Source organism: Sphingopyxis sp. YR583 (genome assembly GCF_900108295.1).
Lineage (GTDB): Bacteria > Pseudomonadota > Alphaproteobacteria > Sphingomonadales > Sphingomonadaceae > Sphingopyxis.
The window spans coordinates 974,045-991,548 of sequence record NZ_FNWK01000001.1 but is presented as its reverse complement, the minus strand read 5'-3'; the positions used below and the strand labels follow the sequence as shown (position 1 = coordinate 991,548).

Annotated in this window: 22 protein-coding genes; 10 read left to right on the top strand and 12 right to left on the bottom strand. The window is 64.4% G+C overall.

Annotation, left to right across the window (positions count from 1 at the left end; genetic code table 11):
• Positions 1 to 7: 7 nt before the first annotated feature.
• Genes BLW56_RS04595 through lepA form a run of 3 tightly spaced genes read left to right on the top strand, consistent with a single transcriptional unit; the run spans position 8 to position 3,837 of the window.
• Positions 8 to 1,102 (top strand): HEAT repeat domain-containing protein, encoded by a 1,095-nt coding sequence (locus tag BLW56_RS04595; protein WP_177175816.1) that lies wholly within the window; start codon positions 8 to 10, stop codon positions 1,100 to 1,102.
• Positions 1,090 to 1,968 (top strand): transposase, encoded by an 879-nt coding sequence (locus tag BLW56_RS04590; RefSeq protein ID WP_143043371.1) that lies wholly within the window; start codon positions 1,090 to 1,092, stop codon positions 1,966 to 1,968. Before BLW56_RS04595 ends, BLW56_RS04590 begins: the two co-directional genes overlap by 13 nt.
• Positions 1,969 to 2,013: 45 nt before the next feature.
• Positions 2,014 to 3,837, top strand: coding sequence for a translation elongation factor 4 (gene lepA / locus BLW56_RS04585; protein WP_093509440.1), 1,824 nt, complete (start codon positions 2,014 to 2,016; stop codon positions 3,835 to 3,837).
• A gap of 234 nt (positions 3,838 to 4,071) precedes the next feature.
• Here lepA and BLW56_RS04580 read toward each other — a convergent pair whose 3' ends face one another.
• From BLW56_RS04580 to BLW56_RS04560, 5 genes are all read right to left on the bottom strand, one after another.
• Positions 4,072 to 5,043, bottom strand: a complete 972-nt coding sequence (locus BLW56_RS04580; RefSeq protein WP_093509439.1) for a reverse transcriptase family protein — start codon at positions 5,041 to 5,043, stop codon at positions 4,072 to 4,074.
• Entirely contained in the window at positions 5,000 to 5,329 is a 330-nt protein-coding gene (locus BLW56_RS04575; RefSeq protein WP_093510787.1) for a helix-turn-helix transcriptional regulator, read from the bottom strand. The genes BLW56_RS04580 and BLW56_RS04575 overlap by 44 nt, the downstream gene beginning before the upstream one ends.
• Before the next feature lie 563 nt (positions 5,330 to 5,892).
• A complete protein-coding gene (locus tag BLW56_RS04570; RefSeq protein ID WP_093509438.1) occupies positions 5,893 to 6,198 on the bottom strand; it encodes a hypothetical protein in 306 nt (101 codons plus the stop codon).
• Positions 6,195 to 7,463: a hypothetical protein gene (locus BLW56_RS04565; protein ID WP_093509437.1), complete on the bottom strand. Its 1,269-nt coding sequence runs from the start codon at positions 7,461 to 7,463 to the stop codon at positions 6,195 to 6,197. Before BLW56_RS04565 ends, BLW56_RS04570 begins: the two co-directional genes overlap by 4 nt.
• Positions 7,464 to 7,621: 158 nt before the next feature.
• Positions 7,622 to 7,966 carry a helix-turn-helix domain-containing protein gene (locus BLW56_RS04560; protein ID WP_177175815.1) on the bottom strand — a complete coding sequence of 115 codons (345 nt, stop codon included), beginning with the start codon at positions 7,964 to 7,966 and terminating at the stop codon, positions 7,622 to 7,624.
• 196 nt (positions 7,967 to 8,162) lie between these two features.
• Between BLW56_RS04560 and BLW56_RS04555 the strand changes: the two genes are divergently transcribed.
• Complete coding sequence (locus BLW56_RS04555) at positions 8,163 to 8,816, top strand: GNAT family N-acetyltransferase (protein WP_093509435.1); 654 nt, start codon at positions 8,163 to 8,165, stop codon at positions 8,814 to 8,816.
• Positions 8,817 to 9,055: 239 nt separating this feature from the next.
• Here BLW56_RS04555 and BLW56_RS04550 read toward each other — a convergent pair whose 3' ends face one another.
• From BLW56_RS04550 to BLW56_RS04535, 4 genes are all read right to left on the bottom strand, one after another.
• Positions 9,056 to 9,340, bottom strand: coding sequence for a hypothetical protein (locus tag BLW56_RS04550; protein WP_093509434.1), 285 nt, complete (start codon positions 9,338 to 9,340; stop codon positions 9,056 to 9,058).
• A gap of 109 nt (positions 9,341 to 9,449) precedes the next feature.
• Positions 9,450 to 9,656: a hypothetical protein gene (locus BLW56_RS04545; protein ID WP_083435639.1), complete on the bottom strand. Its 207-nt coding sequence runs from the start codon at positions 9,654 to 9,656 to the stop codon at positions 9,450 to 9,452.
• A gap of 102 nt (positions 9,657 to 9,758) precedes the next feature.
• The gene (locus BLW56_RS04540) at positions 9,759 to 10,058 is read right to left on the bottom strand and encodes a CtrA inhibitor SciP (protein WP_037518529.1); all 300 of its coding nucleotides are present in this window, start codon (positions 10,056 to 10,058) and stop codon (positions 9,759 to 9,761) included.
• Positions 10,059 to 10,060: 2 nt separating this feature from the next.
• Positions 10,061 to 10,441: a hypothetical protein gene (locus tag BLW56_RS04535; protein ID WP_093509433.1), complete on the bottom strand. Its 381-nt coding sequence runs from the start codon at positions 10,439 to 10,441 to the stop codon at positions 10,061 to 10,063.
• A 144-nt stretch (positions 10,442 to 10,585) separates the two neighbouring features.
• Between BLW56_RS04535 and mnmA the strand changes: the two genes are divergently transcribed.
• The 4 genes from mnmA (at position 10,586) to BLW56_RS04515 (ending at position 14,438) form a co-directional block, all read left to right on the top strand.
• Positions 10,586 to 11,734: a tRNA 2-thiouridine(34) synthase MnmA gene (gene mnmA, locus BLW56_RS04530; RefSeq protein WP_093510786.1), complete on the top strand. Its 1,149-nt coding sequence runs from the start codon at positions 10,586 to 10,588 to the stop codon at positions 11,732 to 11,734.
• A gap of 51 nt (positions 11,735 to 11,785) precedes the next feature.
• On the top strand, positions 11,786 to 12,208 hold the full coding sequence (locus BLW56_RS04525; RefSeq protein ID WP_256203299.1) for a hypothetical protein: 423 nt from the start codon (positions 11,786 to 11,788) through the stop codon (positions 12,206 to 12,208).
• Positions 12,209 to 13,018: 810 nt separating this feature from the next.
• Positions 13,019 to 13,711 (top strand): DsbA family oxidoreductase, encoded by a 693-nt coding sequence (locus tag BLW56_RS04520; RefSeq protein ID WP_093509431.1) that lies wholly within the window; start codon positions 13,019 to 13,021, stop codon positions 13,709 to 13,711.
• Positions 13,712 to 13,859: 148 nt separating this feature from the next.
• A complete protein-coding gene (locus BLW56_RS04515) occupies positions 13,860 to 14,438 on the top strand; it encodes a thermonuclease family protein (RefSeq protein ID WP_256203298.1) in 579 nt (192 codons plus the stop codon).
• Positions 14,439 to 14,445: 7 nt separating this feature from the next.
• Here the strand turns inward: BLW56_RS04515 and BLW56_RS04510 are convergent, their stop codons facing one another.
• Positions 14,446 to 15,222: a hypothetical protein gene (locus BLW56_RS04510; protein WP_093509430.1), complete on the bottom strand. Its 777-nt coding sequence runs from the start codon at positions 15,220 to 15,222 to the stop codon at positions 14,446 to 14,448.
• 141 nt (positions 15,223 to 15,363) lie between these two features.
• Here BLW56_RS04510 and BLW56_RS04505 point away from each other — a divergent pair, with 141 nt between their 5' ends.
• The gene (locus BLW56_RS04505) at positions 15,364 to 15,603 is read left to right on the top strand and encodes a DUF2171 domain-containing protein (RefSeq protein ID WP_093509429.1); all 240 of its coding nucleotides are present in this window, start codon (positions 15,364 to 15,366) and stop codon (positions 15,601 to 15,603) included.
• A 275-nt stretch (positions 15,604 to 15,878) separates the two neighbouring features.
• Here BLW56_RS04505 and BLW56_RS04500 read toward each other — a convergent pair whose 3' ends face one another.
• Entirely contained in the window at positions 15,879 to 16,361 is a 483-nt protein-coding gene (locus BLW56_RS04500; protein WP_093509428.1) for a hypothetical protein, read from the bottom strand.
• A gap of 165 nt (positions 16,362 to 16,526) precedes the next feature.
• Positions 16,527 to 16,682 carry a hypothetical protein gene (locus BLW56_RS20560; protein WP_177175813.1) on the bottom strand — a complete coding sequence of 52 codons (156 nt, stop codon included), beginning with the start codon at positions 16,680 to 16,682 and terminating at the stop codon, positions 16,527 to 16,529.
• Positions 16,683 to 17,024: 342 nt separating this feature from the next.
• On the opposite strand from BLW56_RS20560, the gene BLW56_RS04495 reads away from it, so the two are divergent.
• On the top strand, positions 17,025 to 17,504 hold the full coding sequence (locus BLW56_RS04495; RefSeq protein ID WP_093509427.1) for a hypothetical protein: 480 nt from the start codon (positions 17,025 to 17,027) through the stop codon (positions 17,502 to 17,504).

The window sequence follows — 17,504 nt, the reverse complement described above, 5'->3', positions numbered from 1 at the left end:
GTCCACGATGCCATCCCGCCACGATCATTTCCCCCGCGCCGATATGGCGCGCCGTCTCGCCATGCGCTGCGCGGTCGCCGATCTCGACGCCGAATGGAAAGCGGCCGAAATCGCGCCCGACGGGATGGTCGCCGCCATCGCGGCGCTCGCCGATGCGCCTGCCGATACCGTGATCGCGCGCCTTCTTCCTCGGCTTTCCGACATAGGCTGGCTTCGCGGCCGTCTCGATGCGGCGCTGGCGCTGCTCGCGGCCGACCCCTTTGCGCGCCCACCGCTCCGGTTGGTTGGCGGCGGTGATGGCGGGCCTGGCGGGCTGGTGCTCGTCGATGGCGGCGCGATCCGCCTGACGCTTCAGATGCGGCCATTCACCGCGAACGAGCCGGCGCCGCGCACCGCGCTCTTCGTCCCCGGCCGCGCGGCGATCCATGTCCTCGATTGCGGCGGCGCGCAGCTTCGCCGGCATGTTGTGGCCGTGAGCGCAGCCGAAGATGCCGGGGGATTTACCGTGACCAATGCCGCGCGCTGTCACAGCCTGCCGCCGCGCGCATTGGCCGACGGCGAGACGCTATTGCTCGACACCGCGCGCGAAAGCTTCACGCTCGAAGCCGGCGAGGCGGGCGCCCGCCGCGATATCCTCTTCCTCGAACTCACCGCCCAGCCGCCCTCGCGCTTGCCGATCCGTGCCTATGACATAGAGAGCGGCCGGCTGATCCACGTCAGCGCCTCGAGTAGCGACAGCAGTTTTCGTCAGATGGCGCTCGCCTTGCTCCGCCAGCTTGGTCGCGCCGACGCCGCACCGCTTTTCGCCGCCGAAGCACAAAGCGAGGATTTCGCCGCGCGCTGGAACGCGATGCGCGAACTCGTCGCGCTCGATCCTGCGGCAGCGTTTCCGCATCTGGCGGCGATGGCGGCGGCCGATCCCCATCCCGAGGTGCGCGCCGCCGCCGCGGCAACGAAAAGTATGATCTTCCCGCCTTCCGGTGAGACGGGGGGGGAGGGGGATGGAGGGCCCGCGCCTTGCCCAAGGCCGGCGCCCTCCACCTCCGAAACCGCTCCCAAGGCGCCGCAGCGCATCGCGGACCCTGCTCCATGCCCTGTCTGATCGACCCGCCCGCGGGGACCGCGCTCGACATCGAGGAAGTCGCGGCCCGCCTCGACGAAAGCGGCGTCGACCTCACCGACCAGGCGAGCATCGCGCACTGCGCCGACCTGCTCGCCGGGCTCCAGCGCAACCGCGACTTTCTCGCCGGCCGCGTGATCGCCGCGCTCAAGGCGAGCTACGCGGAACAACTCGAAATCAACCGCTATTCGGCGCAGGTCTTCCTCCTTCACAGGAGCCCGCGCGGCTTCTACCTCCGCGCCAACCTGTGGCCGTCGCAGCGCGACGCCGCTTTCGCCGCGAGCGGGCCCGCGGCCTTCTCCTACGGCGTCCCGCACGACCATAATTTCCACTTCCTCACTACCGGCTATTTCGGCCCCGGCTATGTTAGCGACTATTATGATTACGACCCCGAAGCGGTTGACGGCCGCTTGGGCGAGGAGCTGGCCCTGACGTTCGTCGAACGTAGCCAGCTCAGCGAAGGCAAGCTGATGCTCTACCGCGCCCACCGCGACATCCACAGCCAGCTTCCGCCCGAAAGCCTCTCAGTCAGCCTCAACATCATGGACGAGGGCGAGCACGTTCCCTGGCGTGACCAGTATATCGTCGACCTCGACCACGGCACGATCGCGAAGCGCCCGACGCTGACCAGCGGCGAAATGCTGCTCCGCTGCGCGGTGCATCTGGCGGAGAATGGAAGGGATGTGGCTGAGCAGTTCGCCAAGGCACACCCAGTGCCGCGGGTGCGGGCGAATGCGATTGCGGCGCTTGCTGCGGTATCGGCGGAACCCGATGCGGTATTGGAGCGGGGCATGGCCGATGCCGATGCGCGTGTTCGGGATGATTGCCGGCGCTGGATCGGGCTTTAGCTTCGCCTGCTGACAGCGGCGTTTTCGGCTGCTAGGGCGCGGCGCATGACCACTCCGCTTTCGCATATCCGCAACTTTTCGATCATTGCGCACATCGACCATGGCAAGTCGACGCTTGCCGACCGGCTGATCCAGTTCACCGGCGGCCTCACCGCGCGTGAGATGTCGGCGCAAGTCCTTGATAATATGGACATCGAGAAGGAGCGCGGGATCACGATCAAGGCGCAGACGGTGCGCCTGAAATATACCGCGAAGGACGGCGAGACGTACGAGCTGAACCTGATGGACACGCCCGGCCACGTCGACTTCGCCTATGAAGTGTCGCGCAGCCTTGCCGCGTGCGAGGGCGCGCTGCTGGTCGTCGACGCCGCGCAGGGGGTCGAGGCGCAGACGCTGGCGAACGTCTATCAGTCGATCGAGCATGACCATGAGATCGTGCCGGTGATCAACAAGATCGACCTGCCCGCGGCCGACGTCGACAAGGTGAAGGCCGAGATCGAGGATATCATCGGCCTGCCCGCCGACGACGCGGTGCTCGCCAGCGCGAAGTCGGGGATCGGCATCGAGGAATGCCTCGAGGCGATCGTCACCAAGATCCCGCCGCCGAAGGGCGACGCCGCGGCGCCGCTGCTCGCGATGCTCGTCGACAGCTGGTACGACCCCTATCTGGGCGTCGTCATCCTCGTCCGCGTCGTCGACGGAATCCTGAAAAAAGGCCAGCAGATCAAGTTCATGCAGGCGGGCACCACCCACCTGATCGACCGCGTCGGCTGTTTTACGCCGAAGCGCGAGGAATTGACCGAAATCGGCCCGGGCGAGATCGGCTTCATCACCGCGCAGATCAAGGACGTCGCACAGGCACGCGTCGGCGACACGGTGACCGACGCGAAGAAGCCCGCCGCGAACCCGCTGCCGGGGTTCAAGGAAGTCCAGCCGGTCGTCTTTTGCGGCCTGTTCCCGACCGACGCGAACGACTTCGAAAAGCTGCGCGAGAGCATCCAGAAGCTCCGCCTCAACGACGCCAGTTTCTCGTTCGAGATGGAAAGCTCGGCCGCGCTCGGTTTCGGCTTCCGCTGCGGTTTCCTCGGCCTGCTCCACCTCGAGATCATCCAGGAGCGGCTGAGCCGGGAATATGACCTCGACCTGATCACCACCGCGCCGTCGGTGGTGTACAAGCTGAAGCTCAGCCACACGAAGAATGAGGCGGCGAAGGAGATTGAGCTCCACAACCCCGCCGACATGCCCGACCCGAACCGCATCGACGAGATCGAGGAGCCGTGGATCGAGGCGGTGATTTACGTGCCCGACGATTATCTCGGCCCGATCCTGAAACTGTGTCAGGACCGCCGCGGCATCCAGAAGAACCTGACTTACGTGGGCGGCCGCGCGCAGATCACCTATGAACTGCCGCTCAACGAAGTGGTGTTCGATTTCTATGACCGGCTGAAGAGCATCAGCCGCGGTTATGCGTCGTTCGACTATCACCAGATCGGCCACCGCGCCGGTGACCTCGTCAAGATGAGCATCCTCGTCAACAACGAGCCGGTCGACGCCCTCTCCATGATCGTCCACCGCGGCAGCGCCGAAAGCCGCGGCCGCGGCATGTGCGAGCGGCTGAAGGACCTGATCCCGCGCCACATGTTCAAGATCCCGATCCAGGCCGCGATCGGCGGCAAGGTGATCGCCCGCGAAACCATCGCCGCGCTGCGCAAGGACGTGACCGCCAAATGCTATGGCGGCGACGCGACCCGCAAGAAAAAGCTGCTGGAAAAGCAGAAAGAGGGCAAAAAGCGGATGCGCGAGTACGGAAACGTCAACATCCCGCAGGAGGCCTTCATTGCAGCGCTCCGGATGGGTGACGACGCCTAATCCGCTTTTTTTTTATCAAAGCAGAAATAGGGCAGGTGGGCGGATCAGGCGAAGCTGCGGGGCAGCTTCCACCCGCTCGCCGGATGCACCCACTAGAGACTGTGAACACTCCACAAGCGGGAATATTGTTGCCCTGCAGATGCAAGGTGATGCTTAGTTTGCCCCATGTTCGCGGGACTAAGCTACGCCATCGCTGCACAGCCTAGAGGGGCTCCTTTCGCAATACCTACGCCCTTAGGCTGCGACCGCTTCAGTACCGTCCGCCATACTGCCGATGGCAACTTGACGTTTTGCTTGGCGCCATTGGGCGTGATAATATTCCGCTCTCGCTCGACATTGGGAATCTATCTGAGCCGCCTCGTAAAGCCGAGACACTAAGCGAGGATAAAGTCGCAACTTATCAGCAGCGTTACCGAGTCCTTCGATTTCTCGTATCTGTGCGCGGATCTTCTGCCAGCGAGAGAACGGAAGTTCGACACCTTGATCGGTCACCACGACGCCCGTAACGACCTTTGGCGCAGATGACGGAAATCTCCTATCCTTGTGCGCACGCAGGCCCGCCCTAAAAATCATCGTCCGCGCTTCGTGCAAAACGAGATTTGATGCATTTGGACCTGACATGGTTATGTCATCGACATAGCATGTCATTACTAATCCATGCTTATTTGCTAGATTAGCTAGGCTATCGAATAGATTTTTATAAGAATAATAAGATATAATTGGACTAATGGCGCTACCCGTCGCAAGTTTTCCTTCAAAGCAAATTAAATTTGCTAAAAGTCCGGCTACATCCTCGGCGCACCTCATTTCATCGCGAAAGAAATGCATAACCTTATGCTGCGGTACAGACTGATAAAACTTAGCGATATCGACCTTAATTAAAGCCCCCGCGCCCACGTGAGAACGCGCATTGGTAAGATAAGAACGTCCTTTTGCCGCAGAATGCAAATATTCTGGCATCTGTACCCGGCTCAAGTATCGGTGTAGCTGCCTGTGCAGGCTCTGCAGCGCGGGACCGGGCTCTTGAATTAAGCGCCCGGTCTCCTTGTGCTGGAAAACTCGATAGCTTCCGTAAGCAGCTAGGCCATCGAGCTTGTTAAGATCCCAGCCGAGCCTTTTTGCAAGGGCGTGCGGGGATCGAATGCCATATAAATGGCATCGATCAATGGGAATGCGCTGATCTGTTCGACGTCGATTCGTGCTCATCTTCCGTATCTTCTGCCAGCCACTCGAGCATTTTTAACACCTTGTCGGCGAGAAAGACTCTTGCTTTGTCATAGGTCCCGTTTTGCGTTCGTTCTGCAAAAAGCATAATAGATGAAACCGGAATATCAAATCTTGAAGCGTACTTTGAAAGAACTTCAAGGCTAGGATCTTTTTTCCCTCTTTCAATTTCATTGAGGTAAGACCTGGAAATTTTCAATTGATCAGCCAGATCGGACTGCGAGAGTCTGTGATACTGGCGCATGGTTTTTAAAGCGCGATCATACATATATACCTCCAACAAAGCCCCTTTTGTTGGTTTAAGAAATTAAGGGGGGTTTACTCGAACATTTCCCCGAACTTCGCGATCACACGAAAAACCTTGAGAGCGATACTCAAGATAGTCAATGCTATCTTCCAAGTCTTCGGCCTCAGCAGCGCATCCTTAAAAGGGTGCTTACTGCGGCTAGTCGTCGCATGCGTCTTCTCGGCATCCGGTAGGGTTGAACCCATTGGTACTTACTCCTTAATCGCTCGCCCCAGAATTAGGGCCAGCTCCACCGTAAGGAGCAACAACTGGAGAAAACGCACCCCCCCTAACCCTTCGCGTCCGGTCCACCCGAACGCGCCTTATCGGTGGTGGCGGTGGTCCCGCGCGTGCGGTGCCCTCACTTTGCCGATAAGTGGGAGGATCTGCCGAAACCGATCCCGCGGATGATTGCTCATCCAGAGTTTAAGGTGGTCTGTTGCCTTTTTCCCGAATGCTTGAAGGGTATATAGGTCATTGATTGCGCCCTGTCAACAATTATTCGCTGACAGCGAACAATATTCGTCGATCACGCCGAGTGGTGCTCAAGGAACCGTTTCCCCCAACCGCACAATCCGCACCACGCACCGCGCCGGGATTTCGATGATCCCGCTCAGCATCAGCCGTTCCTCGTCGCCGACGATCATCGCCGAGGCGGCGAGGATTTTGATGCAATCGTCGTCGCGGACGAGGCGGCCGACCGAGGTGCAGGTCTGGACCGGCTCGGGCTCCAGATGCGCGGCGTCGGTCCAGCCGCCATAGGGCTCGCGCGGCTGGATCCAGTCGATCTGGACGATGCGGCCGAAGCGGGCGCAGATGCGGTTTTCGTCGAGGGCGCGTTCGAGGCTCATCGGGCGTCCTCCATACTGTCGGTTTCGGCGGTGGCGCTGCCGCCCGCCTTCCACGCGGCCCAGCTTTCCTCGCTGTAGGCGGCGTTCCATTCGCGCTCCAGCTCGGCGATCGCGCGTTCGATCCGTCGGCGCGCGCCGTCGCGTTCGCGGCCGGTGGCGCCGCCGCTGAGGCTGTTGTCTTCGAGGAAGCCGTGGGGGTGCTGGATCACGGGCTGGCGCGCGGCTTGCCACGCCTCGGCCTGTTCGCGGACGGTGTAGGCGGCCATGCGCATGTCGCCGCGCGCGATCCGGCCGTTCGCGATGTCGCTCTCGCCGACTTCGCCCTCGATCATATGATCCTCGAAGCGTTCGAACCACAGTTCGTCCTCGCGGCCGCCTTCGGTCCACGGGACATGGTCGGCGGGGGGTGGGTTGGGGTTGGCGAGGTCGCCGCCTTCCTGTTCCTCCCAGTCGATATTGCCCGCCCCGGCCGCCAGCGGCACGATCATGTCGGGGTGGTACATGTGCCACTCATGCTTTTGCGGATTCATATAGGCGTCGTGTGCGCGCGCCGCGGCCCAATCGGTGCCGGGGCCGGTGAGCAGATCCCATGCGGCGCGCTTGACCGGATCGTGCGAGATCTTGCGCTGAAAGCCGGTGCGGATGATGCGGAGGCGATCGTCGAGGTCAGTTTCCTGCCGGTTCGCGCGCCGGTTGTGTTCGAGCATTGCGGCCTGGCGCTCGGCCTCCCACTCGGCGCGCCATTTCTCGCGCAGGCGGTGGATGCTGTGCGGGATCGCGCTGGCGGGGCGGCCGTCGACGGGGTCGATGGCGCCGAAATTCTCGGGAAAGCGGCTGGCGGCGATATGCTGCATCGCGCGGATGTGCGGGCGGCGGCGCTCGAGGATGACCTCTCCGCGCTTCGAGATCGTCTCGGGCACTCCATAGATGGCATATTCCATGAGCAGGTCGGCGACGCGGCGCGCGCCCGCCTCGACCGCCCTGTCCCACGCCGCGGCGAAGCTGCCCGCGTCGTCGCGCTTGCGGAGCTGATAGAAGGCCGCGGTCGAGTGGCCCGCGGCCTTTGCCGCCATGCTGACCGCGCCGGTCGCGGCGAGATGCGCGATGAAGATGCGCTGCTTCTGGGCGTTGATGCCGGTCCAGCGCTTGCTGCGCCGCTCGACGGGGGTGAAGGCGAGATCGTCGGGCAGATCGTCGGGATTTATCGCGGGATCGGCCTCGGCCTCGAGGGCGGCGGGGAGGGGCGGGAGGATTTCCTGTGACATCAATTTTGCTCCTATGGTTCGCTGGATATTTCAAGCGAACCATATTGGAACAATGTAGGAAAGGGAAAAACGGCCGCGGTTTGCGCGCCCAACGCCGCCCCGGTCAGGGTCGGGGCGACGAAGGGGGAGGGGGTGGCGGGTTGGCGGCGTGCGGGCGGCTACATCTCGATCGTGATGCGCACCTTCGACGGGGTGGTGCCGGCGGCGTGGGCGATTTCGGCGCGCATGCGTGCAACGAGGTCGGAGAGATGATCGCCGCCGGGCGCGGTGTCGCGGCTCAAAAGTTCGGTCGGCGAGGTGCCGAGAAGGTCGGCGAGCGCCTGAAGCCGCGCGAGGCGCGGGCGCGAGCGGCCCTGTTCCCAATAGCAGATCGAGGTGACGGTGACGCCGAGCCGGTCGGCGATGTCGGTCTTGCTGTATCCGCGCGCCCGGCGCAGCCGCGCGAGGCGGTCGCCGAGCAGCTCATAGGGCGCGTTGTCGCTCAGTGGGTGATCATGGATCACAGATGTGCAACCTTTCCGACTTCGACATGCAACTTTTACCAAAGTTAAGGGCGGTTCGGCTTTCAACATTTCACCGATCGCGTGCGGGGAAATTGCTGAGGGTTAATGGCCCGCGCCCGGTGTGGGTGGGGGTGTGGATGGGGGTGGATTGCGGACGGGCGGGGCCTTGCCTATCGTCGCGGAGCGGGAGGCCGCGATGACCGGAACCGACGGAGAGGCACGCATGGGCATGCGGATCGAAGATATCGTCGTGGATTGCACGCTCAACGACGGCACCGCGGTGCGCCTGCGCACGATCAATCCCGACGATGCGCCGCTGATCCGCGAAGGCATTGCGAAGCTGTCGGCGGAGTCGCGCTATCTGCGCTTTTTCTCGCCCGCGCCGGTGCTGCCCGATGCGGTGGTGCAAAGGCTCGCAGATGTCGACGGGCACGACCATATCGCGTGGGGCGCGATTTGCAGCGACTGCCCCGGGCGGCCACCGATCGGCGCGGTGCACGCGGTGCGCCACCGGCACGACGGGCCGGTCGGCGAATTTTCGGTCGCGGTGCTCGACGAATTTCACGGACTGGGGCTGGCGCGGATGATGACCGCGGCGCTGCTCGTCCATTGCCGCGCCGAGGGGCTGGATAGGCTCGACGTGCATATGCTGTCGGAAAATGCCGCGGCGCGGCGGCTGGTCAAATCGCTGGGCGCGGCGTGGGCTGTCGAGTCGGCGGGGGTCGCCGAATATCGGCTCGATGTCGCGGACGCGATCGCATCGCTGCGCGCCGATGCCGATGCGCCGGGGGTGCAGGATGTCTTGCGCGCGCTGGAAGGCGATGGGGAAGGCGAAGGTCGGGCGGGCTAGTCCCTCCCGCCGCCCTGGGTCGCTGGGGGCGGCGGAAGGGTGGTCCGTGGATCCTCTCGCTTGGAGTATGTTCCCGTCCCGAAACGGGTCAATAACGGTTGCCGGCGCCAAGCGCGGTGATCGCGATCACAGGGTGCGAAAGAGACGGAGAAGGAACGGCGCGCACGATAAAGGGCGCCGGAATCGACCGGCGCCCTTCACCCTGCCCTTTAGGGGAGGCAGCCCTTGTTTCGTGGTTCTTATTTCTTCGCGGGGTCGGCCGGCGGGGTGGCGCCGACTTCCGACGGAGCGATCTCGCCCTTGTCGTCCATCGCGTTGGCCTTTTCCTCGCCCGCGGCTTCGACGGCGTCGGCCTTCGCTTCGGTTGCTTCCTTCGCCGGGCCTTCGGGCATGGCGTCGGCCTGTTCGTCGATCACATCGGCCTTGGCTTCGGCCTGATCCTCGACCTTGTCGGCGGCGGGGCTCTGGCAGGCGCCGAGCGCGAGGGCCGAGGTGGCGGCGAGGGTGATGAACATCTTACGCATATCGAGTGACTCCCAAAGTTGACTCGGGGGCTTAACGCGGGATGAACGTCAGGGTTGCAATGAAATTGTCATCGCACTGGAATCGGGCCCATTTTCTTTGCAATACCGATCAGGCGGGCGGCTTGACCTTGACCCAGACCTGCACCGTCGCGGCGAATTTTCCGGGCGCCGGCGGGGTGACGTCGATCCGTTCGGCGGTGACGAGTTCGCCGGTCGCGAGGTTGAAGCTCGCCCAAGGCTTGGGCATGCGGCCGAAGCTCATCTTCTGGATCGGCTGGCCGGTGGCGGTGTTCATGATCGTTGCTGTGATACCCATCGCGCGCCGGTAGCGGGCCGCCCCGTCGACTGTCCACCCGCGAGCGCAAAAAAAGAGGGCGCCCGAAGCGCCCTCTCTCGTGCCTGGTCCGGTTCCGCGGCCTCAGAAGCGCTGCTGGCGCTCATACAGGTCGCGGTAGTGCTGGATGCGCGTGACGCGCAGTCCGGGCATGCCGCTGCGGTCGATCGACCGCTGCCATCCGGCAAATTCCTCGAGGGTCAGCCCATAGCGTTCGCACGCTTCGTCGACGGACAGGAGCCCGCCGTTGACGGCCGCGACGACCTCTGCCTTGCGGCGAACGACCCAGCGGGTCGTCGACGGGGGCGGCAGCGAGTCCAGCGTCAGCGGTTCCCCGAGGGGGCCGATAACCTGTGCGGGCCGGATTTTCTGATTCTCGATCATATTCATTCCATATTTGAAACGTCGGAGGGGGGTGTGTCCGACGCATTCGGATCTAAAACAGAGGGATTCAACATCGGCTGAAGCCCTCTGGTAAACAGGCTGTTCATAGTTTCGGGCAGGGCGTTCACATCGTCGGACAGGTCGAAAAAGCGAACGATGCGCGGGCCCTTTTGTTCCGTGTTAGCGGGCGTCCCGCAGAATGTGTCGCGCAGCGCATTAAGCTTCGCCATGTGGCGTTCGCGATGTGCGTGCGCCCGCAACTGCCGCACGGTCGGCAACGCTGCCTGACGCGCACTCGACACGGCCAGCAGAATGTCGAAGCCGGGCTTCGACAGTCGGGCCGCGCCGGCAATGCGGGGGAGATCGGACGGTACAAGGTTCATGCGACTCATCTACGGCACAGGAGCTAAAGTCCCGTAAATGCCGGTTTCAGAACCCGTTAGCGAAGCTTAACCCGCGTCAATATATTGACAGCTACGGCGGAAAAGCTGGTATTTTTGCAACTGCATCCCTAGATGGCGCCGACCATGATCGAGACGATTGCCTCTCCTGCCGGGCTCGCCCAAGCCGACTTTCAGCTCGCTTCGCCGCTGAAGGACCGGCGAATCGTCGTCGCGATGTCGGGCGGGGTCGATTCGAGCGTGGTCGCCGCGCTTGCCGCGCGATCGGGTGCCGAGGTCATCGGTGTAACGCTCCAGCTCTACGATCATGGCGCCAAGGCGAAGCGCGTCGGGGCCTGCTGCGCTGGCCAGGATATTCGCGACGCGCGCGCGGTCGCCGACCGGCTGGGCTTCGCGCATCATGTCTATGACCATGAAAGCCGTTTTCGCGACACGGTGATCGACCAGTTCGCCGACGAATATCTGAGCGGCAGGACGCCGATCCCGTGCGTGCGCTGTAACATGGGGGTGAAATTCACCGACCTGTTCCGGCTGGCGAAAGAGCTTGGCGCCGACTGCCTCGCGACCGGCCATTATGTGCGCCGCGTGATGGGCCCCGCCGGCGCCGAACTGCACCGTGCGGTCGACCCGGCACGCGACCAGAGCTATTTCCTCTTTGCGACGACGCAGGACCAGCTCGACTTCCTGCGCTTTCCCTTGGGCGGGCTTGAAAAGAGCGTCGTGCGCGAGATCGCGCGCGATCTGGGGCTCGGCGTCGCGGGCAAGCCCGACAGCCAGGATATCTGCTTCGTCCCCGACGGCGATTATGCGACGCTGGTGCGCAAGCTGCGCCCCGACGCCGACGATCAGGGCGCGATCGTCCACGTCGACGGCACGGTGCTCGGCGCGCACAAGGGGTTGATCCATTATACGGTCGGCCAGCGGCGCGGGATCGAGATCGGCGGACAGGCCGAACCCTTATATGTCGTGCGGCTGGAGGCCGAGACGAAGGCGGTTGTCGTCGGGCCGCGCCGCGCGCTCGCGGTTTCGGCGGCGCGGCTGGGCGAGGCGAACTGGCTCGCCGATGTGGAGGGCCGCGACGTGCTCGCGAAGGTGCGCAGCATGGCAAAGCCGGTTCCCGCGCGCGTTGCCGGCGACCGGCTGATCTTCGCCGACGCCGAATATGGCGTCGCGCCGGGGCAGGCAGCGGTGCTCTATGATGCCCGCGACCATACGCGCGTGCTGGGCGGAGGCTGGATCGAAGAGACGTTCGCCGCGGACTTCAACCCGGAATAGATTGCACTTTTTGCCCCGATGCCGCAGCCTGCCGGCAAATTGGGGAGAAAGATGATGGTCAATTGGGTGTTGCGCGGCGCGGTCCTGCTGTGGGCGGCGTTTTTTGCCATCGTCGGCGCACGCGGGCTGTTCGATCCCGCCAGCTATACCGAGACCTTCGGCATATTGGTCGAAGGGCCCGCCACGAATACGATCCGCGCCGACCTGTCGGCCTTTTTCATCGTCGCTGCGGGCACCGCCGCGATCGGCGCGCTGGTGCCGGGCTGGTTGCGCGCGCTGCTCGTTCCCGCTGCCCTGTATGGAACCGCGCTTGCGGGCCGGTTGTTCGGGGTGGCGAGTGGCGATACCGTGAATAGCGGCATCGTGCAGGCGATGATCATCGAGGCGCTGACGGTGCTGTTGATGGTCGGCAGCTGGTGGGTGCTGTCGCGCCCGGTGGCGAGCGAGCCGACTACGAATGATGTGGTGCATTGAACCGGGGCCGGTTGCTAGCGGCCGATTGCGGAGGTCGAGATTATCGATATTTTGTCCACATCGCGCCTAACGGGGTGACGTACATCAATGGGTCTTCTAGCAAAATACCGTCATCATTTGGCTGTCGAGGCGGCAGGTGGACAAGGCTTGTTCGCGAGAATTCTGCGATACTTCCGGGCGTTCTGGTTCATCTGCCTTTTCGGAGCCATGCTTTTTCTCGCCTATGGCGTGTGGGTTGCATTTACGAGCGATCTTCGTGAGGGGGCGGGAATGGCTCTGATAGTTTTCCCCGCCGGTGCGTTTCTAATTTGCGCACTCGGAGCGGCCCCTTACGGCCTTGCTCAACTTTTCCTTTCAGCTCGGCCGCCTGCGAAAGATCACAGCGAATAGCGCTGTGGGCGGGTTGCGGACATCACCAGCTTTGTCACCCCGGACTTGATCCGGGGTCCATGACGACGGCGCAGCTATGGATGCCGGATCAAGTCCGGCATGACGAAAGAGGCTAAGGAACGTTAGATTCCTACCCCTAAGCTGACTGTCTGATATTCGACGGATTTCCGGCCTTACTTGTCATTTTAACCATTTTGTGAGTTACTGCGCCCCGGGTCGCTTCTGTTTTCCTTTGTGGTGGGGAGGAAGCGTATGGCAGGCGATGAGGATAAGAGGGCAAGTTCGGAGCGGCGATCGGGTGATCGCCGAACAACCGACGACCCGAATTACAACGGACCGGATCGTCGCAAGGGCGACCGGCGGACGGGCAAGGACCGCCGCTCCGACTGAGCGCGGCGGCGCGCCGGCAGGAGAAGAATTTTGACCGAACCGCGCGTGCCGCGCCTGAGCGTCGACATCGTGTCCGACGTGATGTGCCCTTGGTGCATCATCGGCTGGCTGAAATTCCGCAAGGTGATGGATCATTTTGCGGGGCGGCTGGATTTTCATGTCCAGTGGCACCCGTTCGAGCTGAACCCCGATATGCCTGCCGAGGGCGAGGATGCCGCAAGCCATGTGATGCGCAAATATGGGATCAGCGCCGAACAGAGCCGCGCGAACAGCGGGAAGATGGCCGGGGCCGCCGCCGAGCTTGGCTTCACCTTCAACCGCGGGCCCGATTTCCGGATGCGTAACAGTTTCGATGCGCACCGCCTGCTGACCTGGGCGGGCGCGCTGGAGGAGCCGGAGCAGGACGGTGCAACAGGCGTGCAGACCGCGCTGAAACTGGCGTTGTTCACCGCACATTTCACCGACAATCGCGATGTGAGCGATCATGCGGTGCTGGCCGATGTCGCGGCGTCGGTCGGGCTGGATCGCGCGCGCGCCGCCGCCATCCTTGCATCGGACGAGTTCGGCGAAATGGTGCGCACCGAGGAAGCCTATTGGGCCGACCAGAATATAACCGGCGTGCCGGCCTTCATTCCGGGCGGCCGCATGCTGATCCCCGGCGCGCAGGATCCCGAGGTTTTCATTCGGGTGATCGAGACGAAGATACTGGCGGCCGCCGCCTGAAGAACCGCGCGGGGCGCCCTGATCGCAGGCTCCCTCCATCGCTATTGGTCGAAACGGCGCCGTACCGGGCGCGATTGACGTCGTTCGTCCGCCATAGCGGAGCCGCCTCATTGGGATTTTGCTAAGCCTCCACCTTTAGGGTCGGGCCATGTCTGGGCCCGATTTCCACTATCCGCACCGCCGCGCCGTTCGCCACCGCCGCAAGCCCCTGCGCAGGCGGCGCGGCGTTGGGTCGAACCTGTGGCTGACGCCCGTCATGGCCGTGGCGTTCGTCGTGTCGCTCGCGACCTTTCAGCGCGTCCCGACCATCACCGGCATATTGCCCGCGCCGGTCGCAGAGCTGTTCGCGGGCGGCGAAGGCGGCGCGGCGCGCGATGCGCTGTCGGCCCGGTTCGGCTTTTGCCACAGCGGCAGTGGCAGCAATTGCGTCGTCGACGGCGACACTTTCTGGTTCGCGGGCGAGAAATATCGCATCGCCGACATCGACACCCCCGAAACGCATCCCGCGCGCTGCGCCGAAGAGGCCGCGCTGGGTGAGGCGGCGACCGGGCGGCTCCAGCTATGGCTCAACGATGGCGCGTTCACGCTGGAACAGGCCGACCGCGATACCGATCGTTACGGCCGCAAGCTGCGCATCGTCACGCGCGGCGGGATGAGCGTCGGGTCGGTGCTGATCGACGAGGGGCTGGCGAGGCCCTGGGAGGGACGGCGCCGCCCCTGGTGCTAACCGATCCTTATCGGTCGGCGCACGCTTTCATTTCCGCGTCGCTGGCAGCGGCCGCTGCGCATTTCGCCGCTGCCATGGCGCCGTCGGCCATCGCTTCGACCTCTTCGGCGGTGATGTCCTCCGACGGCTGCGGCAATTCCTCGCGGAGCGGGGCGTTCGGCCCGGCGAGCTGGCGGTCTATATCGTCGGCCAGCAGCGCGGCCAGCGGATCGTCGCCCTTGGCGCGCAGCGCATCGCGGCGGGCGATCAGCGCCGGCTTGCGGTCGGCTTCGGGAAGCGCCGCGACTTCGAGATAGAGACGCGTCGCCGCGAGCCATGGCGCATCGTCGGTCAGCACATCCTCGGCCCAGCGGCTGAACGGGCCGCCCGCGGGCCCCCATAAGCCGTCGTGCCGGTCAAGGAAGAAGATCAGGCGCGATCCCTTGGGCACCATATAGCGGATGCAGCCGCCGATCTGGGACAGGGGGTGCGCATTTTCGAGGTCATAGGGATTGCTGAGCAGGGCAAAGCGGTCGGTCGCGAGCGCGATCGGCAGCGTCGTCGGCGCCGCCGCCGGGTCGCCCTTCAGCACCGCGACCGGCCGGATATCGATGCGCATCGTGTCGGGGTCGGTCGCCTCGTCCATCGTCGTGCCGCCGGTGACGGTGGCGAGCAGGATCATGTCGGCGCTCTCGGTCAGTTCCATGTTCGTCGGGATGCGGTAGCCCGAGGCGACCGAGCAGGCGAGGGCGGGGAGCGGCGCGGCGAGAAACACGACGGCTGCGAGCAGGGAGAGAGAACGCATGGCCGGACGGTAGCGGCGCGGCGGCCGGATGGAAAGCGGGCGCGGCTTTCGGGCGCCCTACCTTGGTATAGGGGAGCCGACTCGGCTTTCTGTGCGTATGGTGCAGAGGCTCCTCCCTTCGGAGCGGCAAGGAGAATGACCATGGCAGAGCATGACCATAGCGCGATCAAGGAAGGTCAGACCGTCGTCGGTGCCGACGGCGTCCACATCGGCACTGTCGACCATCTCGACGGCGAGCGCATCAAGCTGACCAAGGCCGACAGCGGCGACGGCAAGCATCATTATCTGCCCGCCGGTCTGGTCGCGGCGGTCGAGGGCGACACGGTGCGCCTGTCGGCGAATGCCGCGAACGCGGTCGACCTGTTCGAAGAGGCCGAATAGCCCATCCCCCGGACAACAGAGAGCCGGTGGCGCAATCGGGCGCGCCGGCACTGAAACTGGCCCGTCCCATCCCCCCGGGGCGGGCCATTTTCATATCCGCGCCCGGATGAGCGGAGGGCGTGGGCAAAGCGAAAGGGAGCCGGTGTCCCGGCTCCCTCCCCGATCGCGCTCGCGATGCGGTCTCTCCGATTATGCAAGGCGGGGAGCCGAGTGCACCCGGCTCCCCCCAGCGCGGCCACGTCCCTCTTGCAAGGGGTCGCCGCGGCTTGTTTCGTTCAGCGCGACTCGATCGCCGCAGTGGTGTGGGCCTGGATTTCGGCGGCGGACAATTTGGTGACGAGGCCGTGGGTTGCACCCACTGCGCCGTGATAGATGTCGGCGACGGGGACATTGTAGAGCTTGCCGCCGCGGATCACGACCGCGGTGTCGCCTTCGACGCTCTGCACAGTGCCGACGCTGTCGCCGCCCACATTGTAGAGTTCGGCGCCCGCGCGCACCTGTTCGCGCGTTGCAAGCGTCAGGTTCGCGGCGTCGACCGCCTTGCCGACCGTGCCGTCGGCCTGATCCACGGTGCTGCCGACGGGGTTGGTCACGCCGTCGGCGCTGTCCTGAAGTGCGCCGCCGTTCAGCCCGACCTTGCCGACGAGATTGACGGTCGCGCCGCCGTCGGGCGCGAGCTGGGCCAGAGCGGTCTGGGCGAGCGCGGGAAAGGCGAGGAAGGCGGGGGCGACCGTCAGAAGGGCGAATGCTTTGCGCATGTCTGTCTCCGTCGAGGGTTGGTTTCGGCATCGGCGCCAGCCCGCGGGGGGGGGGGGGGGGTAGGGGCGGCGCCGATGCCTACGACGAAGAAACACGTGCAATGTCCGATTGTTGCATCGCGTCCGTGCGGTTGCGACGGGTAGGCGCGGACGCGCGACGAGCGGCTAGTGCGGATGCTGTCGGGGCGGCGCGGCGATCAGCTTGTTCAGCGTCGCGAGGCGGCGGCGCGCCTCGCTCCAGTCGCGTTCGGGATGCGCCTGAATCTGGTCGAGGAGGACGCGAACCTCCTTGCGGCGGTCGCCTTCGGTTACGGCCTGCATCGGCTTTCTCCTTTCGCGGGCGAGTATAGCAGGGATCGGGCGCCGTGCGCGCCGGTTTGCCGCAGGGCCGGGGCGCTTGGCCCGGTGTCGCGAGCCCAAAGGTCGCGAAGATTGCGCATCCGGCACGCGGGCGAAACATTGCAAAGATCGCGCGCGGTGCGACGTTTCACGCGGGCGGGGCGGGGAATTCAGCATGTCAAAGAGCTAGCGGCGAAAGGCTGGCACGCGGCGGCGATGTAGGAAAGGGGACCGCGATCCTATTTCGCACGTCGGGCGGGGTGGCGCCGTGCGCCCGCGCTTCCTATGTGTGCCGCGATGACAGGCGGGTTTTCCAGACAGATTGTGATCGGCCGGCTGAAGGCGAAGCCGCTGCTGGCGGGGCAGTTGCTGTGCGCGCTGGCGGCGGCGGGGCTGATGCTGCGACAGGCGAGCGTCGCGTGGGGCGACAGCGCGGCGGACATATTGCGTTCGATATTGGTCGGCAATCTGCTGGTGAGCGCGGGGATCGCGGTGGCGCTGCTCGGCTTTACGGCCTTTTATCGCGCCTGGCGGCGGCGCGGCGCCTTTATCTGGCACGATGGCGCGCGGCTCTATCGCGGCAGCGAGGAGAGCTGGCCGCTGCCGCTGATCCGCGACGTGGTGATCGCGAAGAACGACCTTGGCATCGCGTCGCTGCGGCTGGTCGTCGACGACGACAGCGAAGTGACGCGCGAGCTGGTGAAGCTCTATCTGCTCGAGGATTCGCCCGAGGCGGTGCGCGGCGGGGTGATGTTCGCGGTCGCCGGGCTACGCGGCTTTCCGGCGGGGTCGGCGATGAATTGA